This is a genomic window from Zavarzinia aquatilis, from assembly GCF_003173035.1.
Taxonomy (GTDB): domain Bacteria; phylum Pseudomonadota; class Alphaproteobacteria; order Zavarziniales; family Zavarziniaceae; genus Zavarzinia; species Zavarzinia aquatilis.
Map to the genome: position 1 here is coordinate 140554 of NZ_QGLE01000011.1, position 17756 is coordinate 158309.

Consider the following 17756-nt stretch of genomic DNA (forward strand, 5'->3'; position numbering starts at 1 on the left):
CACCCGTTACACAGCACGTTCCGTGCCAAATACGCCAATTCATTGATATACTTATGATTTTATCGTTCCGCTCGCCCCGAATCGCATGAACCCGTGGACGCTTTTGTCAGGCCGCAGGCGCTGCCTTACAAAATGGTCACGCAGACCTTCGGTGCCGGGCGCCGTCATCACGCAACCCCGACGGGAGTGTTCGCGCCCCCTTTGCGGGGCAACAGGAAATGGGCGAGCGCGGGCAGCAGCACGAGGGCGCCGACCATGTTCCAGACGAACATGAAGGCGAGCAGGATGCCCATGTCGGCCTGGAACTTGATCGGTGACAGCGCCCAGGTCGCGACCGCGATGCCGAGGGTGATGCCCGTCAGCACGACGACCTTCCCGGTGAAGACGAGGGCCTGGTAGTAGGCTTCCGAAAGCGTCATGCCGTCGCGCAGCCGCGCCAGGGTCACGGTCATCACATAGAGCGAATAGTCGACACCGATGCCGACGCCGAGGGCGATCACCGGCAGGGTCGCGACCTTGACGCCGATGTTCAGCCCGACCATCAGCGCCTCGCACAGCATCGAGGTGATGATGAGGGGCACCACCGCGCAGACGACGGCGCGCCAGGAACGGAAGGTGACGAAGGCGAGCAGGATCACCGCGGCATAGACGAGGAACAGCATCTCGCGGTTGGCCTGCTTCACGACGATATTGGTCGCCGCTTCGATGCCGGCGTTACCGGCGGCGTTGAGGAAGCGGATATCGGCGCTATTGTAGCGGGCGGCGAAAGCCTCGACCGTGGCGACCACGGCGTCGAGCGTGTCGGCCCGATGGTCCTTCAGATAGGCATAGACCGTGAGCAGGTCGCAGTTCTGATTGAACAACTCACGCGGGGCGCGGGTGATGATCGCGTTCAGCATGTCCTGCGACCGGGGCACGGCATACCACTTCAGGCTGCCCTCGCTCATGCCGGCATTGGCGATCTTGGCGAGGCCGGCCAGCGAATTGGTCGTCTCGACCCCCGGCAGCCGGCGCAAGTCCCGCTCGAGCGCGTCGACCGCCATCAGCGTGTTGTAATGGGCGCAGGCATATTGCGGCGTCCGCACCATGACGATGTAGACGTCGCTGCTGGCGGCATAGTTCCGCACCATGAAGGCATTGTCCCGATTATAGCGGGAGTCGGCGCGCAGCTCGGGCGCGCCGGGGTCGGTATCGCCGATCTTGAGGTCGAGAGCGACGAGGAGCCCGCCGAGCCCCATGACCGCGCCGAGCACGACCGCGACCGTCGCGCCCCGGCGGCGGGTGAAGAGGTCGAGGAAGGCCCAGAAGGGATGTTTCTTGTGGGCGACGTCGCCCTGCTCCGCCAGTTCGGCGCGCAGCGAGCGCCGGGCGACGGCCTGACTGACCCCGGTATAGGACAGCAGGATGGGCAGCAGCACGAGATTGGTGAAGATCAGCACGGCGACGCCGATGCTGGCGGTGACGGCAAGGTCCTGGATGACCTTGATGTCGATCACCATGAGCACGGCGAAGCCGACCGCGTCGGCGAGCAGGGCCGTGAGGCCCGCCAGGAACAGCCGGCGGAAGGTGTAACGGGCCGCGATCAGCTTGTGGGTGCCGCGCCCGATATCCTGCATGATGCCGTTCATCTTCTGCGCGCCATGGCTCATGCCGATGGCGAAGACGAGGAAGGGTACCAGCATCGAATAGGGATCGAGTTCATAGCCGAGCAGCGGCAGGAGGCCGAGCAGCCAGATGACGGCGATCAGCGAGCACAGCACGACGAGCAGGGTCGAGCGGATGCAGCGCGTGTACCAGTAGAGCACGGCGGTGCAGATCGCGATCGCGGCGGCGAAGAAGATCAGCACCTGCTTCAACCCGGCGATGAGATCGCCCACGACCTTGGCGAAGCCGGTCACATGAATGACGATGCCGCCCTTCTCATATTTGCTCCGCAACGCCTCGATCCGTTCGGAGACGGCGTAATAGTCGATACGCTCGCCCGTTTCGGCGATACGCTCCTGCAGCGGCACGAGAACGATGCTGGACTTGTAGTCGGCGGCGATCAGCTGGCCGATTTCGCCCGAACGCTCGACGTTGAGCCGCACCTGTTCCAGGTCTTCGGGCGAGCCCTTGTAATCGTCGGGGATCACCGGGCCGCCGTCGAGGCCCTCCTCGGTCACGCCGCTCCAGCGCACGGCCGGCGCCCAGAGCGATTTCATATAGGGCCGGTCGACGCCGGGCAGCAGGAACAATTCGTCGTTCAGCTGGCGCAACGTGTCGAGATAGGCGGCATCGAAGATCGTGCCCTCCTTCGTCTCGACCGCGATGCGCAGGGAATTGCCCATGCCGGCCAGTTGCTTGCGGTTCTCGAGGAAGTTGGCGATATAGGGATGGCCCGTGGGGATCATCTTCTCGAAGGCCGCGTTCAGCCGGAGGTCGGCGCTGCGCCAGCCGAGGAAGCCGGTCACCAGCACGCAGAGCAGAATGACGATCAGGCGGTTGTTGAAGAAGCCGCGCTCGACCACCGTGCCTGAGCGGGAATCGAAATCCTCCAGCCGGGCGATGACGGGGCCGACGGAACTCGCGGGGGCGTGGGCCATCAGTATGCCTCCTGGGCCTTCGGATTGCTGTCGATACGGTGGTTGCCACGCGGACCCGCCACCACGAAGGCGCCATCAGCCGCCTGCCGGACCGCCGTCAGGCCGGTGCCGCCGGCACTGCCCATGGGGACGAAGCTCGCCCCTTCATCGGTGCTGCGCAAAAGGCGCCCGCCCTCGTCGCCGAGCAGCAGGCTGCCGTCGGCCAGGCGCAGCCCCGCCGTGACCGTGGCATCGGCGCCAAGGTCGATCCGCCGCCAGTCGGCGAGGCCGGCATCGGCGCGCCAGGCATTGCCCTTCAGGCCGTAAGCGAGGAGGCCGCCGCCCTGGAGGCCAAGCAGGCCGAAGAAGGTGCCGTCATAGGGGCTTTCGACCGCCGTGAAGGCCGCATCGAGGCCGGGCGCGGCGAACAGGGCGCCCTGTTCGCCCGCGACAACGAGACCGCCATCCAGCGGCGCGACGGCATAGAGATGCTTGCCCCCCTTGTTGGGAATGCGGGCGGCGATCGACTGCCAGCTGGCACCGCCGTCGCGGGTTTCCAGCGCGAGGCCATAGGCGCCGACGATCCAGCCCCGCTTGTCGTCGATGAAGCTGATGCCGAGGAAGGGTTTGTCCGGCCCGTCGGCGATCATGTAATTGGCGTTGCGAAGCGCCGCATCCGCGGCCGGATTGCCCGCCGCCTTCAGGGCTTCGGCCTCGGCCAGCACGGCCCTGGCCGCGCCATTACCGTCAAGCTGACGCCCCCAGGTCTCGCCGCCATCGGCGCTGTGCAGCACGACGCCGCTATGGCCGATGGCCCAGCCCTGCTTCTCGTCGGCGAAAGCGACTTCGGTCAGGGTGACGCTGACCGGCACGGATGTGGCCTGACGCCAATTGGCGCCGCCATCGTCCGACAGCAGCACGATGCCGCCTTCGCCGACCGAAACCAGGCGCTGCCCGGCCCGGGCGATGGACAGTTGCAGCATCTGGGTCGCGCGCGGATTGGCGGCGGCCGGCAGGTCCATGAGATCGGGCACGATGGGCGCCGTCACCGCGGCAGTTTCACCCTGCGCCCGTCCCTCACCCGCGCCAAGCGCGAGGCCAAGGACCGGCACCAGAGCCGCGAAGGCAAGGAGGGGGCGTCGCCCGCCAAACGAAGTGGGCATAAGCGTCTGTCCATTCCAAACAAGCAGGCCCGCACCAGGGGGCCGGAGGGGCCTGTCCCGAAGGACAGGCCCGTGTAACGCCTCAGCGCATCCCTTCGGCGGCGACGGCGTCGCCGGTGAAGTAGGTTTCCGGCTTCTGCGGCACGACCTTGAAGGTCTCGCCGTTCAGGGCCTGAATGATGCTCATCGTGTTGGCCTGCAGGTTGAAGACGGTCGCCGTCTTGACCAGCGTAGCCGGCACCGCGGGCACGATGAAGGGCGTCATCTGGGTGGTGCGCCACAGCTTGCCCTCGGCATCGTAACCGTCCATCAGGGACAGCAGCCAGGTGTCCTCGTCGAGATAATAGGTGCGCTTCGGCACCGCATGGCGCTTGCCTTCCGCGACCGTCGCCTCGACCACCCACACGCGGTGACGCTCCCAGCGGACCTTGTCGGGGTTGAGGTGGTTCTTGGCGACCGCCTCGGCCTCGCTCGCGCCGATGAAACCGTTGTTGTTATAGGGGATCAGCAGCTCCTTCTTGCCGACCAGCTTCCAGGTGTAGCGGTCGATGGCGCCGAACAGGCCCTGCACTTCGTCGAAGTAATTGGCGCCAGAGGCAACGAAGTCCGGTGTGTCGTAGGCGACGGTGGGGGCGCGGCGCACGCGGCGCTGGCCGACCAGATACTGCCAGGCCTTGCGCGGGTCGGCCGGGTCGATGCTGTCGCGGATGACGAGGGATTCGCCGGCCTTGAACGGCGGCTCCAGTGTGTTGAAACGCAGCATGGCGTATTCGCCCTTGAACCCGTCGGCGGTGGCGTCCGGGTAATAGAACGGATACTGGAACGAGATCTGGTTGCGGGTCGCCAGCGTATGGGTGCCATCCGCGTTGCCGACGATATTCTTGAAGCTGTATTCGATGGAGGGCGCCTCGACACGCATCAGGTAGTTCCACATCACCTCGGCGCCGGAAGCCGGCACCGGGAAGGGAATGCCGCCGATGCAGCCCTTCAGCGACAGGCCACCGTCGATCGCCTCGCAAGCCGTCGCATTGGTGAAAGTGCGGTCGTAAACCGCCTGCGATGCCCGCGCCGTGCGATGGCTCGGATAGACGTCGAGGCGGAACGTGTCGGGGAACTTCTTCAGCAGCGCGCGGGTGCCGTCGGTCAGCAGGGCATCATACTGGCCCATGTTGGCGGCGGTGACCTGGAACAGCGGCTTTTCGCCCGGGAAGATCGCCGTCGGGATGTCGCCCATGGCGCCCGAGACCGGCAGATCCTTGATCCCGCCGTCCCAGGCGGGGATCGAGCCGTCGGCATTGCCGGCCTTTTCCGCGCCGAGCGGCGTCAGGGTTGATTTCAGTTTCGCCGCCTCTTCCGCCGTCGTGGCGGCGAAGGCGGCACCCGACAGCGCCGTCATGGCGGCCAGCGTCGCCAGGGCTGCTTTCAGCTTGTTCATCCGGGAATCCTCCGTGTAACTCTTTTCGTTCTCAGAACGTGCGCTGGATCGACAGGGCGATGAAATCGCGGTCGCCGTGGAAGTTCTTGTAGGACAGCTCGGGCACCGCCGTGTCGTAGAGCACGATCGAGCCTTCCGAGCCGTAGTAGTGGGCGAAGCTGAGGCTGGCCTGCCAGGTCTTCTGGTAGTCGGCCTTGACCCCGAGGCTGATCACACCGCCCCCTTCGGAGGGGAAGAGCACGCCACTGACGGAGGAGCGGCCGAACAGGCCGTAGGAGACGCCGATCGGCACCTGAAGGTCGACGCCGGGCAGGACCTGGAAATATTCGGGCGTGAAGATGAACTGCAGCGCGCCTGCGTCCTTGGTCGCCAGCGGGTCGAGCTGGTCGGCGTTCTTGTCGATCGACAGGCGGTTGTTATAGGCGAATTCGCCGATGATCGACGCGCCTTGCCACAAGGCGCTCTCGTTGAAGACCGAGATCGCCGAGACATTGGCGTGCAGCGTGCGGCCGACCGGGAAGGCCGCGTTGTCGCCACCGTCGGCGGTGGTGTTGCCCGGGATGATCACCGCGTTGCCGCTGGCGACGAGGGGCATGTTGTCGCGGAAAGAGATTTCCCCCGCGACATTGGTATCGCCGATCAGCGTGCTGGCACTGGCGCCGACCGTGAAGATGTCCTCGCCGAAGACCTGCAGGTAGTCGCCGATGGTACCCGGCTCGACGTTCACGCCCGGCCGGACGTAGAACTGCGGAATCTTGTCGTGGAAATTGGCGACATAGAAACCGTATTCGACATCGCCCGGGGTCCAGCGGATCTGGGCGCCGCCCTGCCCCTGGTCGCGGGCATCAATGTCCGAACCGCGATGGGCGATGGCCCCGGGGCCGAGGATCAGGGTCTCGCCGCCGTCGTCGACGAAATCGGCGAAGCTGAAATAGCTGCCGGCCGCAGGCAACCGGGTCTTGCGCCATTCGAACTGATAGTAGGCGCCGAGCGAGAGTTCCGACGACAGCTGGATCTGCCCGGTGACCTGCCCGATGGGGCGCAGGATTTCCTGGAAACGGGAATTCGGCACCGACAGCGCCTTGACGAGGTCGAGCGAGGTCTGGGCCGCGGCGATGCCGTTCGAGCCGAAGAACAGGCTTTCGCCGTAAAGCTGGGTGAAGCGGCCGGCGCGCAGGTTGAGCCCGGTGTCGCCAATCGCAATCTTGCCGAAGACGAAAGCGTCGAGCAGCTCGGCATTCTGGCCGTGCAAGTCCTGAGCCTCGTCCGAGAAGCGGTTGTAGGGCGCGCTGGTGGTATTCACCAGAGCACCGCCGAAGGCGCCCGGATTGTCGTTCTTGCCCATGTAGACATCGTCGTACCAGGCCGCGGCGCTGATCCGGAAACCGAAGTCACGCTTGTAGGTCAGGCCGAATTCGCTGAGCAGATCGACCCGGTTCGAAATCAGGCCCTTGTCGAAATTCAGGTCACCGTCGTCGGTATTGGCCTGAACACCTATGGAATTATTGGCCACCTCGGCCGACGGGTTCTCCACGCGCCAGCCGAGCGAGTATTTCAACGTATTGTCGAAATAAATCGCAATATCCGGATTGCCGGTGTCGATCGGTGCCGCCTGTGCGGAAAAAGATGTCCCGACGACAACCGCCAGAGCGATAGCGGAAACCGCCGTAGCCAAGGAAATGTTCTTGTCGTGCCGAGGCATTGGTCCCCCTGCCATCGCGTCCTCCGTGCGGCCTGTTCCGGCCTTTTCCTGAATTCATGGTTGCAGCGATGCCCCGCCCCCCATTCGAGCGGTCGGACATCGAGCCCATGGCCACGGTATGAATCGGAGTGCATACTGTCCAATACCGTTGGGGACGCCACTCAATACCGATATGGTATGGACATCATCCATTCGGACAAGGAACGACCAGATGGATTTCCGCCAGTTGAAGTATTTCATCGCCGTCGCCGAAGAAGAGAACATCGGCCGCGCCGCTCGGCGCCTGCACATCTCGCAGCCGCCCCTGACCCGCCAGATCAAGCAGATCGAGGACGAACTGGGCGTCACCCTGTTCATCCGGACTCCCAAGGGCATGGAGCTGACCGCCGTCGGCCGCCTGTTTCTCGAAGAGGCGCGGAACATCGCCCTTCTGTTCGAGCAGGCGACGGAACGGACGCTGGAGGCGGCGAAGGGCCGTCTCGGCCGGCTCGACGTCGCGATTTTCGGCTCGGGCATCATCGACGCCATTCCGAAGATCATGCTCGCCTTCAACGAGACTTACCCCGGGGTGAAGGTGCATCTGCACCAGATGGGCAAGGCCGAGCAGATCGAGGCCCTGCGCCAGCGCCGGATCAATGTCGGCTTCAACCGGATGCTCGTGCCCCAGCCCGACCTGACCAGCGAACTGATCTTCACCGAACCCCTGCTGCTTGCCGTGAACGAGAAACACCCCTTGTCACGCCTGGACAGCATTCCGTTCCGTGCGCTGAAGGATCACCCGCTGATCCTGTTTCCACGCGAAGGCCGGCCGAACTTCATCGACAAGGTGATCGCGATCTGCGCCGAGGTCGGTTTCTTTCCCCGGATCACGCAGGAAGTGGGCGATGCCGTTACCGGTGTCGCCCTGGTCGCCTCGGGCTTCGGCATCTGCATCGTGCCGAAATCGCTGACCGCCCTGACGTTGCCCGGGGTCGTCTTCCGCCCGATCTCCGAGCGTCCGGCCCATTGGTCTGTCGATCTCAGCTGCATCTATCGCCGCGACGACGAAACGCCGATCCTCGCCGCCTTCCTCGGGACCGTGCGGGCCTTTCGCGCCGGCCTGCCGAAACAGGCCTAGACGTTATCCGGCAAGTCTCACTCGCCCCCGCCCCGCTTCAGGCGATAGGCGAGCTGGCGCCGCGTGATGCCCAGCAGACGCGCGGCCCGGGTCAGGTTGCCGCCGGCGCGATCCGTGGCCAGGCGGAGCAGGCGCTGCTCGTGCGCTTCGAGATCGAAGCCTTCGGTCAGCAAGCGGTCGACATCGCTTCCGGCCGGCTGCGGGGCGCCGACATGACCATGGCGGTCGACGGCGACGCCGTCCATGCCCTGGGGCGGCCCGTCGGGAAACAGGTGTTCCGCCTCGATCCAGCCGCCGTCCGGGGCGAGGATCACGCTGCGTTCCAGCAGATTTTCCAGCTCGCGCACGTTACCCGGCCAGTGATGCGCCTGCAGGACTCGCAGCGCCCAGTCGCTGATGCCGAGGAAGGTCTTGCCGTAGACCGCCGACAGGCGCTCCAGCATTGCCGTGGCCAGCAGCGGGATGTCGGATTTGCGCTCGCGCAGCGGCGGAATTTCCACCGGATAGGTCGCGAGACGGTAATAGAGGTCGGCCCGGAAACGCCCCGCCGCCACCGCCTGCTTCAGATCGACATTGGTCGCCGCGACCACGCGCACCTTCACCTTGCGCAGCCTGTCGTCGCCCAGCCGCTCCACCTCGCCGGTCTGCAAGACCCGCAGCAGCTTGACCTGCGCCGCGAGGCTGAGGTCGCCCACCTCGTCGAGCAGCAGCGTGCCGCCATCCGCCCGCTCGAAGCGGCCGGGCCGTGACTGCTGCGCGCCGGTGAAGGCGCCGCGCTGCACGCCGAACAGCTCGGATTCGATCAGATCGGTGGGGATCGCGCCGCAGTTGATGGCGACGAAGGGGCCGTCGGCCCGCGGGCTGTTGTCGTGCAGCCAGCGGGCGAACATTTCCTTGCCCACCCCCGTCTCTCCCAGCAGCAGGACGGTGATCGGCGTCGCCGCCGCCTTGGCCAGCATGTCGAAGGCCGTGCGGAACCCGGGCGAAGCGCCGACCAGCCGCCCCGATGCCCGGCGCGACGGCCGCCGCCCGCGCAGGGACGACAGTTCCGCCTCGAGCTCGCGAAACGGTGCATCGCCTTCCGCCGACTTGAAATTGTCGAGAAAGGCGTCGTCACCCCAGGCTTCCGCCGGGCGCGCCACCATCACGCAGCGGTCGTCGCCGCGCGCCACGCATTTCACCTCGCGGAACAGGATGAAGCGGCGGAAAAACTGGCTGACGTAACCCGAGGCATGGCCGACCAGGCTCCAGCAGGCGCATTCGCTGCCGACGCCATATTGCTCGATGTGACATTGCGCTTCCCACGAGCCGTCCATCTCGACCGTGCCGAAGAAACTGCCCTTCTCCCAGTCGATCTCGGCTTCGGTGATTTCGCTCTTCACCACGCCCTCGAAGCCGTGCAGCACGGGACCGATATTGAAGACATCGTAATCGTTGCCGGCCCCGACCAGCTTGGTCGCGAGATCGGCGTCCTGGCGCCCGGTCGCGAAGCCCATGCGCATCAGCACGCCCTGCGCCCGCCGGGGCCCCAGGGTATCGAACAGCTCGTGCCGGACAGCCGCCAGCGCCTTGGCGTGAACCAGCAACATGCGGTTCTCGTCCAGCCAGATCCGGCCGCCTTCGACGTCGAATTTCAGCCGGGAGCGGAGGTTGAACTGTTCGATCAACCTTTTGCGCAGCATCGCCCGAATTCCCCGTTTCCATGTCCCGCGCGGCTTTTTCAGGGGCCGCTTTCTTCATTCGGGCCATGAACGCCCCCCCGCTGGCAAGCACAAACTGAACGGCCAAGGCATACCTTTCCGGTATCAACTCACTGTCCCCTTAGTATTAGACGGGTATCCCTTTCGATTCCTATGCTGACGGCCAAACCACATCGGCCATGCCCTCGCCCGGCGGCGAGGGGCAACGCGCCGGGCTTCCAGGGGGAACCATGCGTCAGGTTCAGAATTTCATCGACGGCCAGTTCACGGGCAGCGCCAGCGGGCGCCGCTTCGACAAGGTCGCGCCGGTCGACGGCACCGTCATCGCCTCCATCGCCGAGGCGGGCGCGGCCGAGGTCGATGCCGCCGTGCTCGCCGCCCGCGCCGCCCTCAAGGGCGAATGGGGCCGCCTCGGCACCGATCAGCGTTGCGACCTGCTGCATGGCGTCGCCGACGAGATCACCCGCCGCTTCGACGATTTCGTCGCCGCCGAAATGGCCGACACCGGCCAGCCGCACCATGTGATGACCCATGCCTTCATCCCGCGCGGCGCGGCCAATTTCAAGGTCTTCGCCGATGTCGTGAAGAATGTCCCGACCGAGAGTTTCGTCCTGCCGACACCGGATGGTGCCGGCGCGCTGAACTACGGCCTGCGCCGGCCCAAGGGCGTGATCGCGGTGATCGCGCCGTGGAACGCGCCTTTCCTGCTGATGACCTGGAAGGTCGGCCCCGCCCTCGCCTGCGGCAATGCCGTCGTCGTGAAGCCGTCGGAGGAAACCCCGCTGACGACGACCCTGCTCGGCGAAGTGATGAACAAGGTCGGCATTCCGAAGGGTGTCTTCAACGTCATCCACGGTTTCGGCCCGGGCTCGGCCGGCGAATTCCTGACGAGGCACAGCGGCGTCGACGCCATCACCTTCACCGGCGAGACCGGCACCGGCACGGCGATCATGAAGGCGGCGGCGGAAGGGATCCGCGACGTCTCCTTCGAGCTGGGCGGCAAGAATGCCGGCATCGTCTTCGCCGACGCCGATTTCGACAAGGCGGTCGACGGCATCTTCCGCTCCGCCTTCCTCAACACCGGACAGGTCTGCCTCGGCACCGAGCGGGTCTATGTCCAGCGCCCGATCTTCGATCGCTTCGTCGCCGCCCTCAAGGCCAGGGTCGAAGGCGTCACCTTCGGCCGGCCCGAGACCAGGGGCGTCGACTACGGCCCGCTGATCAGCGCCGAGCACAAGCAGAAGGTCCTGTCCTATTACAAGAAGGCGGTCGACGAAGGCGCGACCCTGGTAACCGGCGGCGGCGTGCCCGAGATGCCGGCCGAACTTGCCGGCGGCCATTGGGTGCAGCCGACGATCTGGACCGGCCTGCCCGAGACCGCCTCGGTGGTGCGCGAGGAAATCTTCGGCCCCTGCTGTCACATCCGGCCCTTCGATACCGAAACCGAGGTGATCGCCCTCGCCAATGCCAACGACTACGGCCTGTCGACCACGATCTGGACCACAAATCTCGCCTGTGCCCACCGCATGGCGGCGGCGATCGAGGTCGGCATCGTCTGGGTGAACTCCTGGTTCCTGCGCGACCTGCGCACCGCTTTCGGCGGCAGCAAGATGTCGGGCATCGGCCGCGAGGGCGGCGTCCATTCCCTTGAGTTCTATACCGAGACCAGCAATGTCTGCATCAAGCTGTGAGGCCGCGATGAGCGCGGATCTGATCGCCCGCTGCGGCGACGAACTCTATGACGCCTTCGTCGGGCGCTACACCCTCGCCCCCCTCGCCGAGCGCCACCCCGAACTCACCCTCGAGGATGCCTATCGCATCCAGGAGCGTTTCATCGCCCGGCGCGTTTCGGCGGGCGAGAGCATCGTCGGCAAGAAGATCGGCGTGACCTCGAAGGCGGTGCAGAACCTGCTCGGCGTCTATCAGCCGGATTTCGGCCAGCTGACCTCGGGCATGGTCTATCAGGCGGGCGAGACCATCGACCTGAACGCCCTGATCCAGCCCAAGGCCGAGGCTGAACTCGCCTTCGTGCTGAAGCGCGACCTGAAAGGTCCCGGCATCACGGCGATGGACGTGATCCACGCCACCGATTACGTCGCGCCCTGCTTCGAGATCGTCGATTCCCGCATCCGGAACTGGAAGATCGGCATTCGCGACACGGTGGCCGACAATGCTTCCTGCGGCGTCTATGTCCTCGGCGACGTCAGGGGCGATCCGCGGGACATCGACCTTGCCCTCGCCGGCATGGTGCTGAAGAAAAATGGCGAGCTGTTCTCGACCGCCTGTGGCGCCGCCGTCCAGGGCTCGCCGGCCAATGCCGTCGCCTGGCTCGCCAATACGCTCGGCACCCTCGGCATTCCCTTCCTCGCCGGCGAGGTAATCCTCTCCGGTTCGCAATCCGCCCTCGTCTCCGTCGTCGACGGCGATGTCCTCACCTGCACCATCGGCGGGCTCGGCACCTGCCGGGTCGCCTTCTCGGGAAAGAGCGCGGCATGACCGTCACCCTGAACGCCGAAGCCATCACCCGCCTGACCGAGAGGGTCGAGGGCGCGCAGACCCGCGGCCACGCCATCCCCCGCCTGACCGAGGAATATCCGGCCATGACCATCGACGATGGCTATGCTGTGCAGTCGGCCCTGCGGGCGCGATACCTCGCGAAGGGTCACAAGCTGATCGGCTGGAAGGCCGGCCTGACCTCGAAGGCAAAGATGATCCAGATGGGGGTCGACGTGCCCTCCATCGGCTTCCTGACCGACCGCATGGCCCGGCCCGAGGGTACGGAAGTCTCGGTCAAGGGCCTGATCCATCCCCGCGTCGAATGCGAGGTTGCCTTCGTCACGGCGAAGAACCTGTCCGGTCCCGGCTGCACCGCCGCCGACGTGCTGGCCGCGACCGATTTCGTGCTGCCGGCGATCGAAATCATCGACTCCCGCTTCTCCGGCTTCAAGTTCGACCTCGAGAGTGTCGTCGCCGACAATGGCTCGGCCGCGCTCTTCGTTGGTGGCGGCCGGCCGCGCCGGGTCGCCGATCTCGACCTGCCGACCATCGGCGTCGTGATGGAAAAGAACGGCGAGATGCTGGCCTTCGCCGCCGCCGCCGCCGTGCTCGGCCATCCGGCGGAAGCCGTGGCCATGCTGGTGAACATCCTGCACGACCTGGGCGAGAGCCTGCCGGCCGGCAGCTTCGTGCTCAGCGGCGGCATCACCGAGGCGATCCCGGTCAAGCCCGGCGACAATGTGATCGCCCGCTACCAGGGCCTCGGCTCGGTATCCGTCCGTTTCGTCGATTGAACGCTCATCCCGGAGACATGCGATGCCCATCATCGAAATGCACCTGCTCGAAGGCCGCACGAGCGAACAGAAGCAGCGGGCCGCGACCGCGATCACCGAGGCGGTGATCGGCGCCCTCGGCGTGCGGCCCGAAGCCGTCCGCATCCTGATCACCGAACATCACGCCGACGAATTCTATGTCGCCGGCGCCCCGCGCAAATCCGCGCAGGAAACGACCGCCCTGAACGGCTCGGCCAAGGAAATCCCGGCATGAAGAAGATCCGCTGTGCCCTGATCGGCTCCGGCAACATCGGCACCGACCTCATCTACAAGATCCAGCGGAGCCCGGTGCTCGAGCCGGTGTGGATGGTGGGCATCGACCCGCAATCCGAAGGCCTCGCCCGGGCCCGCGACATGGGCCTGAAGGTGACGGCCGAAGGCGTCGACGGCCTGCTGCCCCATGTCGTCGAGGACAATATCCAGATCGCCTTCGACGCGACCTCGGCCTATGTCCATGCCGAGAACAGCCGCAAGCTGAACGAACTCGGCGTCCTGATGATCGACCTGACGCCGGCCGCCATCGGCCCCCTGTGCGTGCCGCCGGTCAACCTGAAGAGTTACACCGACAAGAAGGTCATGAACGTCAACATGATCTCCTGCGCCGGTCAGGCGACCATTCCCATCGTCAACGCCGTCTCGCGCGTGCAGGGCGTGCGCTATGCCGAGATCGTCGCCAGCCTCGCCTCGAAGTCGATCGGGCCGGGCACCCGCGCCAACCTCGACGAATTCACCTATACGACCTCGAACGCGGTCGAGAAGGTGGGCGGCGCCCGCCAGGGCAAGGCCCTCGCCATCATCAACCCGGCCGAGCCGCCGATGATCATGCGCAACACGATCTATTGCCTGACCGACGACGAACCGGACCAGGCCGCCATCACCCGCTCGGTGCTGCAGATGATCGGCGAAGTGCAGAAATACGTTCCCGGTTACCGGCTGGTGAACGGTCCCGCCTTCGAGGGGGACAAGGTCTCGGTCTTCATGGAGGTGAAGGGGCTCGGCGATTATCTGCCGACCTACGCCGGCAACCTCGACATCATGACCGCGGCCGCCACCCGCACCGCCGAGATGTTCGCCGAAGAGATCATCGCCGGCACCCTGAAACTGGAACCCACCAGATCCCTCGCCACGGAGGCCGCCCAATGACCGATACAATGAAGGGCCGCAAGGTCGCCCTCCACGACATGTGCCTGCGCGACGGGATGCACGCCAAGCGCGAGCAGATCAGCGTCGAGCAGATGGTGAAACTGGCGACGGCGCTCGACGATGCCGGCATTCCCTATATCCAGGTGACCCATGGCGCCGGTCTCGGCGGCAATTCGGTCCAGCACGGCTTCGCCATCGCCAGCAACGAAGCCTATATTTCCGCCGTCGCGCAGAAGATGACGCAGGCCAAGGTCTCGGTCCTGCTGATCCCCGGCCTCGGCACGATGCGCGAGCTGCAGTCGGCCTATGACGCGGGCGCGCGCAGCGTCCACGTCGCCACCCATTGCACCGAGGCGAATACCTCGCCCCAGCACATCGCCTATGCCCGCAAGCTGGGCATGGACACCTCCGGCTTCCTGATGATGGCCCATCTGAACGATCCCGCCGGCATCGCCGAACAGGGCAAGCTGATGGAATCCTATGGCGCCCATACAGTCTATGTCACCGATTCCGCCGGCTTCATGCTGCCGGAAGATGTAACGGCCCGCATTTCGGCGCTGCGCGCGGTGCTGAAGCCCGAGACTGAGATCGGCTTCCACGGCCACCACAACCTCGGCATGGGCATCGCCAATTCGATCGCCGCGATCGCCGCGGGCGCCAGCCGGATCGACGGCTCGGTCGCCGGCCTCGGCGCCGGGGCCGGCAACACGCCACTCGAAGTCTTCGCCGCGGTCTGCGACCGCATGGGGATCGAGACCGGCGTCGACCTGTTCAAGCTGATGGATGTCGCCGAGGATATCGTGCTGCCGATGATGGACCATCTCGTCCGCGTCGACCGGGAGTCGCTGACCCTCGGCTATGCCGGGGTCTATTCGACCTTCCTGCTCCACGCCAAGAAGGCGGCGAAGAGCTTCGGCGTGCCGGCGCGCGACATCCTGATCGAGCTCGGCCGCAAGAAGATGATCGGCGGCCAGGAGGACATGATCCAGGACACGGCCATGACCATGGCCAAGGATCGCGGCCTCCTGCGCGAGCCGACCCTGACCGAAGCCTGAGACGATGTCGGGTACCGCCGTTGTCGTCGGCGCCTCGGGGGCCTTCGGCGGCGCCATCGTCGCCCGGCTGATCGCGGCCGGGCTGACGGTGGTCGCCGTCGCCCGCAGCCTGCGCGGGCTGGAGACGCTGATCGGGAATCATCCCGGCGTCATCCCCTGTACCGCCGACATCGGCGATGACGAGGCGATTCCCCGCATCGCGGCGGCCCTGCCGCCGGGGCCGGTGCGGATCGCCGTCCACGGCCCCGGCCTGTCGTCGCCGGGCAGCGTGACCACGGTCGCCACGGACGCCCTCGCGCAGGCGGTGAACCTGAAGGCGGGCGGGTTCCTGCGCCTTGCCCGCGCCGTCGACGGCCGGCTGGAGGCGGGCTCGCGCCTCGTCGCCATCGCCGGCCATTACGGGCTGGAGCCGACGGCCTATGCGGCCGCGCCCGGTGTCGCCAATGCCGCGCTGATCGCCCTCTCCCGCCAGATCAGCCTCGCGCTCGGTGCGCGCGGCATCACGGCCCATGCCATCGCGCCCGGCCCCGCCGATACCGACCGTCTGCGCCGCATCGCCGAGGCCGAGGCGGTGCGTCAGGGCACGACGGCGGAAACGATCCTCGACAACATGCGGGCGGAGTCTTCGACCGGGGTCTTCACCAACCCCGAAGATGTCGCCTGGGCTGTCGCCCTGCTGCTCGCGCCGGAAGCGGCGGCGATGACCGGCAGCACCCTGATGCTCGACGCGGGACGGAGGCGCGGCCTGCCCTGATTACAGTCCGGCACCAACGATAACGAACAACCGTCGGGAGGCGGAAACCATGCCGATCATTCATTTCCATCTCGCCGAAGGCACGTCCAGCGCCGCGCAGGAACGCCGCCTGCTGATCGCGGCGTCCAGGCTCTATGCCGAGGTCCTGCAATGTCCCATGGACCGGGTGCGCGCCTTCGTCGTGCCCTATGAGCGCGCGCGCTGCGCCGTCGCGGGTGTCATGCTGGACGAGGGCGGCTTGAGCGCGCCCTATTTCGAATTCCTGGTGCTGGAGGGGCGCCCGCTCGAGACGCGGCAGCGCCTGCTGACCGGCTTTACCGATCTGGTCGCCGATCTCCTCGGGGTCGAGAAGGCTCTGATCCGCGGCCACTGCAAGCGGGTCCAGCCCGAGGAATGGTGCATCGGCGGCCGCATGGCGCAGGAGCTGCGCAAGGCCGACATCGAAGCCTTCACCCGGCGTGACATCGCATGACCCGGCATCGCGTCACCATCGACGAAACCGGTGAAGCCTTCACCTGCGATTCCCGTCAGTCGGTGCTGGACGGCATGGTCCGCCTCGGCCGCAAGGGCATTCCGGCCGGCTGCCGGGGCGGCGGCTGCGGCGTGTGCAAGATCGAAGTGGTCGAGGGAACTTATACCCCCGAAGTGATGAGCCGCGCCCATGTGACTGAGGAGGACCAGCGCCGCGGCCGGGTCCTGGCCTGCCGCATCCGCCCCGAGGGCGATCTGACCGTCCGCGTCATCGGCAAGATGACCAAGGCCTGGACGCCCCGCTGAAACAGGAGATCCCCACCGCCGGTGCTTCCGGCGGTGGGGATGCTGCGCGAAGATGTATCAGGGCTTGAAGCAATAGGCGGCAAGCTTGTTGCCGTCGGGATCGCGGACATAGGCGGCATAGGCGTTGGGGGCGATCCCGCGCGGGCCGGGCAATCCCTCGTCCTGGCCGCCATGAGCCAGCGCGGAGGCATGGAAGGCATTGATCGCCACCCGGCTGGGCGAGACGAAACTGATGGTGCCGCCGTTGGCATAGGTCGCCGGCAGGCCGTTGCCGGGCTTCAACACGAAGAAGGCCGGGCCGTCCTCGCCCCAGATCGAGCCGTTGTCGCCGAGATCGGCGATCCGCTTGTAACCAAGCTTGCCGAGAACGTCGTCATAGAACACGCGAGCGCGCGCGAGGTCGTTGGTGCCAACGCAGACGTGGGTGAAGATGCTCATGGATTCCTCCCAGGTATTATTGTGGTTACACACGCTCAGAAAGTGATGACGGCGCGGATGGACTTGCCGTGATGCATGAGGTCGAAAGCCTCGTTGATCTGTTCGAGGGGCAGGACATGGGTGATCATCGGGTCGATCTCGATCTTCTTGTCCATGTACCAGTCGACGATCTTCGGCACATCGGTGCGGCCACGCGCGCCGCCGAAGGCCGTACCGCGCCACACCCGCCCGGTCACCAGCTGAAAGGGACGGGTGGAGATTTCCTGGCCCGCCGCGGCGACGCCGATCACGATGCTCTCGCCCCAGCCCTTGTGCGCGCATTCCAAAGCCTGGCGCATCACCGTGGTGTTGCCCGTGCAGTCGAAGGAATAGTCGGCCCCGCCCCTGGTCAGTTCGACCAGATGGGCGACGATATCGCCCGAGACCTTCTTCGGGTTGACGAAATGGGTCATGCCGAAACGCCGGCCCCACTCTTCCTTGTCGTCGTTCAGGTCGACGCCGACGATCATGTTGGCCCCGACCATGCGCAGGCCCTGGATGACGTTGAGGCCGATGCCGCCCAGCCCGAAGACGACGGCATTG

The 17756-nt window shown here is 66.1% G+C and carries 17 protein-coding genes; 10 read left to right on the plus strand and 7 right to left on the minus strand.

Annotated features, from left to right (window positions below; genetic code table 11):
• Positions 1 to 167: 167 nt before the first annotated feature.
• The 4 genes from DKG74_RS17200 to DKG74_RS17215 all read right to left on the minus strand — a co-directional run bounded on the left by DKG74_RS17200 (position 168) and on the right by DKG74_RS17215 (position 6834).
• Positions 168 to 2582: an efflux RND transporter permease subunit gene (locus DKG74_RS17200; RefSeq protein ID WP_109907411.1), complete on the minus strand. Its 2415-nt coding sequence runs from the start codon at positions 2580 to 2582 to the stop codon at positions 168 to 170.
• Complete coding sequence (locus DKG74_RS17205) at positions 2582 to 3724, minus strand: WD40/YVTN/BNR-like repeat-containing protein (RefSeq protein WP_109907412.1); 1143 nt, start codon at positions 3722 to 3724, stop codon at positions 2582 to 2584. The genes DKG74_RS17200 and DKG74_RS17205 overlap by 1 nt, the downstream gene beginning before the upstream one ends.
• An 82-nt stretch (positions 3725 to 3806) precedes the next feature.
• Positions 3807 to 5159, minus strand: a complete 1353-nt coding sequence (locus DKG74_RS17210; protein WP_109907413.1) for a DUF1329 domain-containing protein — start codon at positions 5157 to 5159, stop codon at positions 3807 to 3809.
• Positions 5160 to 5190: 31 nt separating this feature from the next.
• Positions 5191 to 6834, minus strand: a complete 1644-nt coding sequence (locus DKG74_RS17215; protein WP_207779398.1) for a DUF1302 domain-containing protein — start codon at positions 6832 to 6834, stop codon at positions 5191 to 5193.
• Positions 6835 to 7072: 238 nt separating this feature from the next.
• On the opposite strand from DKG74_RS17215, the gene DKG74_RS17220 reads away from it, so the two are divergent.
• Complete coding sequence (locus DKG74_RS17220) at positions 7073 to 7978, plus strand: LysR family transcriptional regulator (protein WP_109907415.1); 906 nt, start codon at positions 7073 to 7075, stop codon at positions 7976 to 7978.
• A 17-nt stretch (positions 7979 to 7995) separates the two neighbouring features.
• Here the strand turns inward: DKG74_RS17220 and DKG74_RS17225 are convergent, their stop codons facing one another.
• Positions 7996 to 9660, minus strand: a complete 1665-nt coding sequence (locus DKG74_RS17225) for a sigma-54-dependent Fis family transcriptional regulator (protein ID WP_109907416.1) — start codon at positions 9658 to 9660, stop codon at positions 7996 to 7998.
• A gap of 248 nt (positions 9661 to 9908) precedes the next feature.
• Here DKG74_RS17225 and DKG74_RS17230 point away from each other — a divergent pair, with 248 nt between their 5' ends.
• The 9 genes from DKG74_RS17230 to DKG74_RS17270 are packed head-to-tail and all read left to right on the plus strand — an operon-like array spanning position 9909 to position 16736.
• Positions 9909 to 11369: a 2-hydroxymuconic semialdehyde dehydrogenase gene (locus DKG74_RS17230; protein WP_109907417.1), complete on the plus strand. Its 1461-nt coding sequence runs from the start codon at positions 9909 to 9911 to the stop codon at positions 11367 to 11369.
• A 7-nt stretch (positions 11370 to 11376) separates the two neighbouring features.
• Positions 11377 to 12174, plus strand: coding sequence for a 2-oxopent-4-enoate hydratase (dmpE, locus tag DKG74_RS17235; RefSeq protein WP_109907418.1), 798 nt, complete (start codon positions 11377 to 11379; stop codon positions 12172 to 12174).
• A complete protein-coding gene (gene dmpH / locus DKG74_RS17240; RefSeq protein ID WP_109907419.1) occupies positions 12171 to 12968 on the plus strand; it encodes a 2-oxo-3-hexenedioate decarboxylase in 798 nt (265 codons plus the stop codon). The genes dmpE and dmpH overlap by 4 nt, the downstream gene beginning before the upstream one ends.
• Positions 12964 to 13221: a tautomerase family protein gene (locus tag DKG74_RS17245; RefSeq protein ID WP_279340892.1), complete on the plus strand. Its 258-nt coding sequence runs from the start codon at positions 12964 to 12966 to the stop codon at positions 13219 to 13221. Before dmpH ends, DKG74_RS17245 begins: the two co-directional genes overlap by 5 nt.
• A complete protein-coding gene (locus tag DKG74_RS17250) occupies positions 13218 to 14150 on the plus strand; it encodes an acetaldehyde dehydrogenase (acetylating) (RefSeq protein WP_109907421.1) in 933 nt (310 codons plus the stop codon). The genes DKG74_RS17245 and DKG74_RS17250 overlap by 4 nt, the downstream gene beginning before the upstream one ends.
• Positions 14147 to 15205: a 4-hydroxy-2-oxovalerate aldolase gene (dmpG, locus tag DKG74_RS17255; RefSeq protein WP_109907422.1), complete on the plus strand. Its 1059-nt coding sequence runs from the start codon at positions 14147 to 14149 to the stop codon at positions 15203 to 15205. Before DKG74_RS17250 ends, dmpG begins: the two co-directional genes overlap by 4 nt.
• Before the next feature lie 4 nt (positions 15206 to 15209).
• Positions 15210 to 15959: an SDR family oxidoreductase gene (locus DKG74_RS17260; RefSeq protein WP_109907423.1), complete on the plus strand. Its 750-nt coding sequence runs from the start codon at positions 15210 to 15212 to the stop codon at positions 15957 to 15959.
• Positions 15960 to 16008: 49 nt separating this feature from the next.
• On the plus strand, positions 16009 to 16431 hold the full coding sequence (locus DKG74_RS17265) for a tautomerase family protein (protein ID WP_109907424.1): 423 nt from the start codon (positions 16009 to 16011) through the stop codon (positions 16429 to 16431).
• Entirely contained in the window at positions 16428 to 16736 is a 309-nt protein-coding gene (locus DKG74_RS17270; protein WP_109907425.1) for a 2Fe-2S iron-sulfur cluster-binding protein, read from the plus strand. Before DKG74_RS17265 ends, DKG74_RS17270 begins: the two co-directional genes overlap by 4 nt.
• Positions 16737 to 16793: 57 nt before the next feature.
• Here the strand turns inward: DKG74_RS17270 and DKG74_RS17275 are convergent, their stop codons facing one another.
• Together DKG74_RS17275 and DKG74_RS17280 are read right to left on the minus strand one after the other, a co-directional pair.
• Positions 16794 to 17174, minus strand: coding sequence for a VOC family protein (locus tag DKG74_RS17275; protein ID WP_109907426.1), 381 nt, complete (start codon positions 17172 to 17174; stop codon positions 16794 to 16796).
• Between the two features lie 35 nt (positions 17175 to 17209).
• The coding region (locus DKG74_RS17280) for a zinc-binding dehydrogenase (RefSeq protein WP_165837735.1) at positions 17210 to 17756 on the minus strand (547 nt) is incomplete at its 5' end.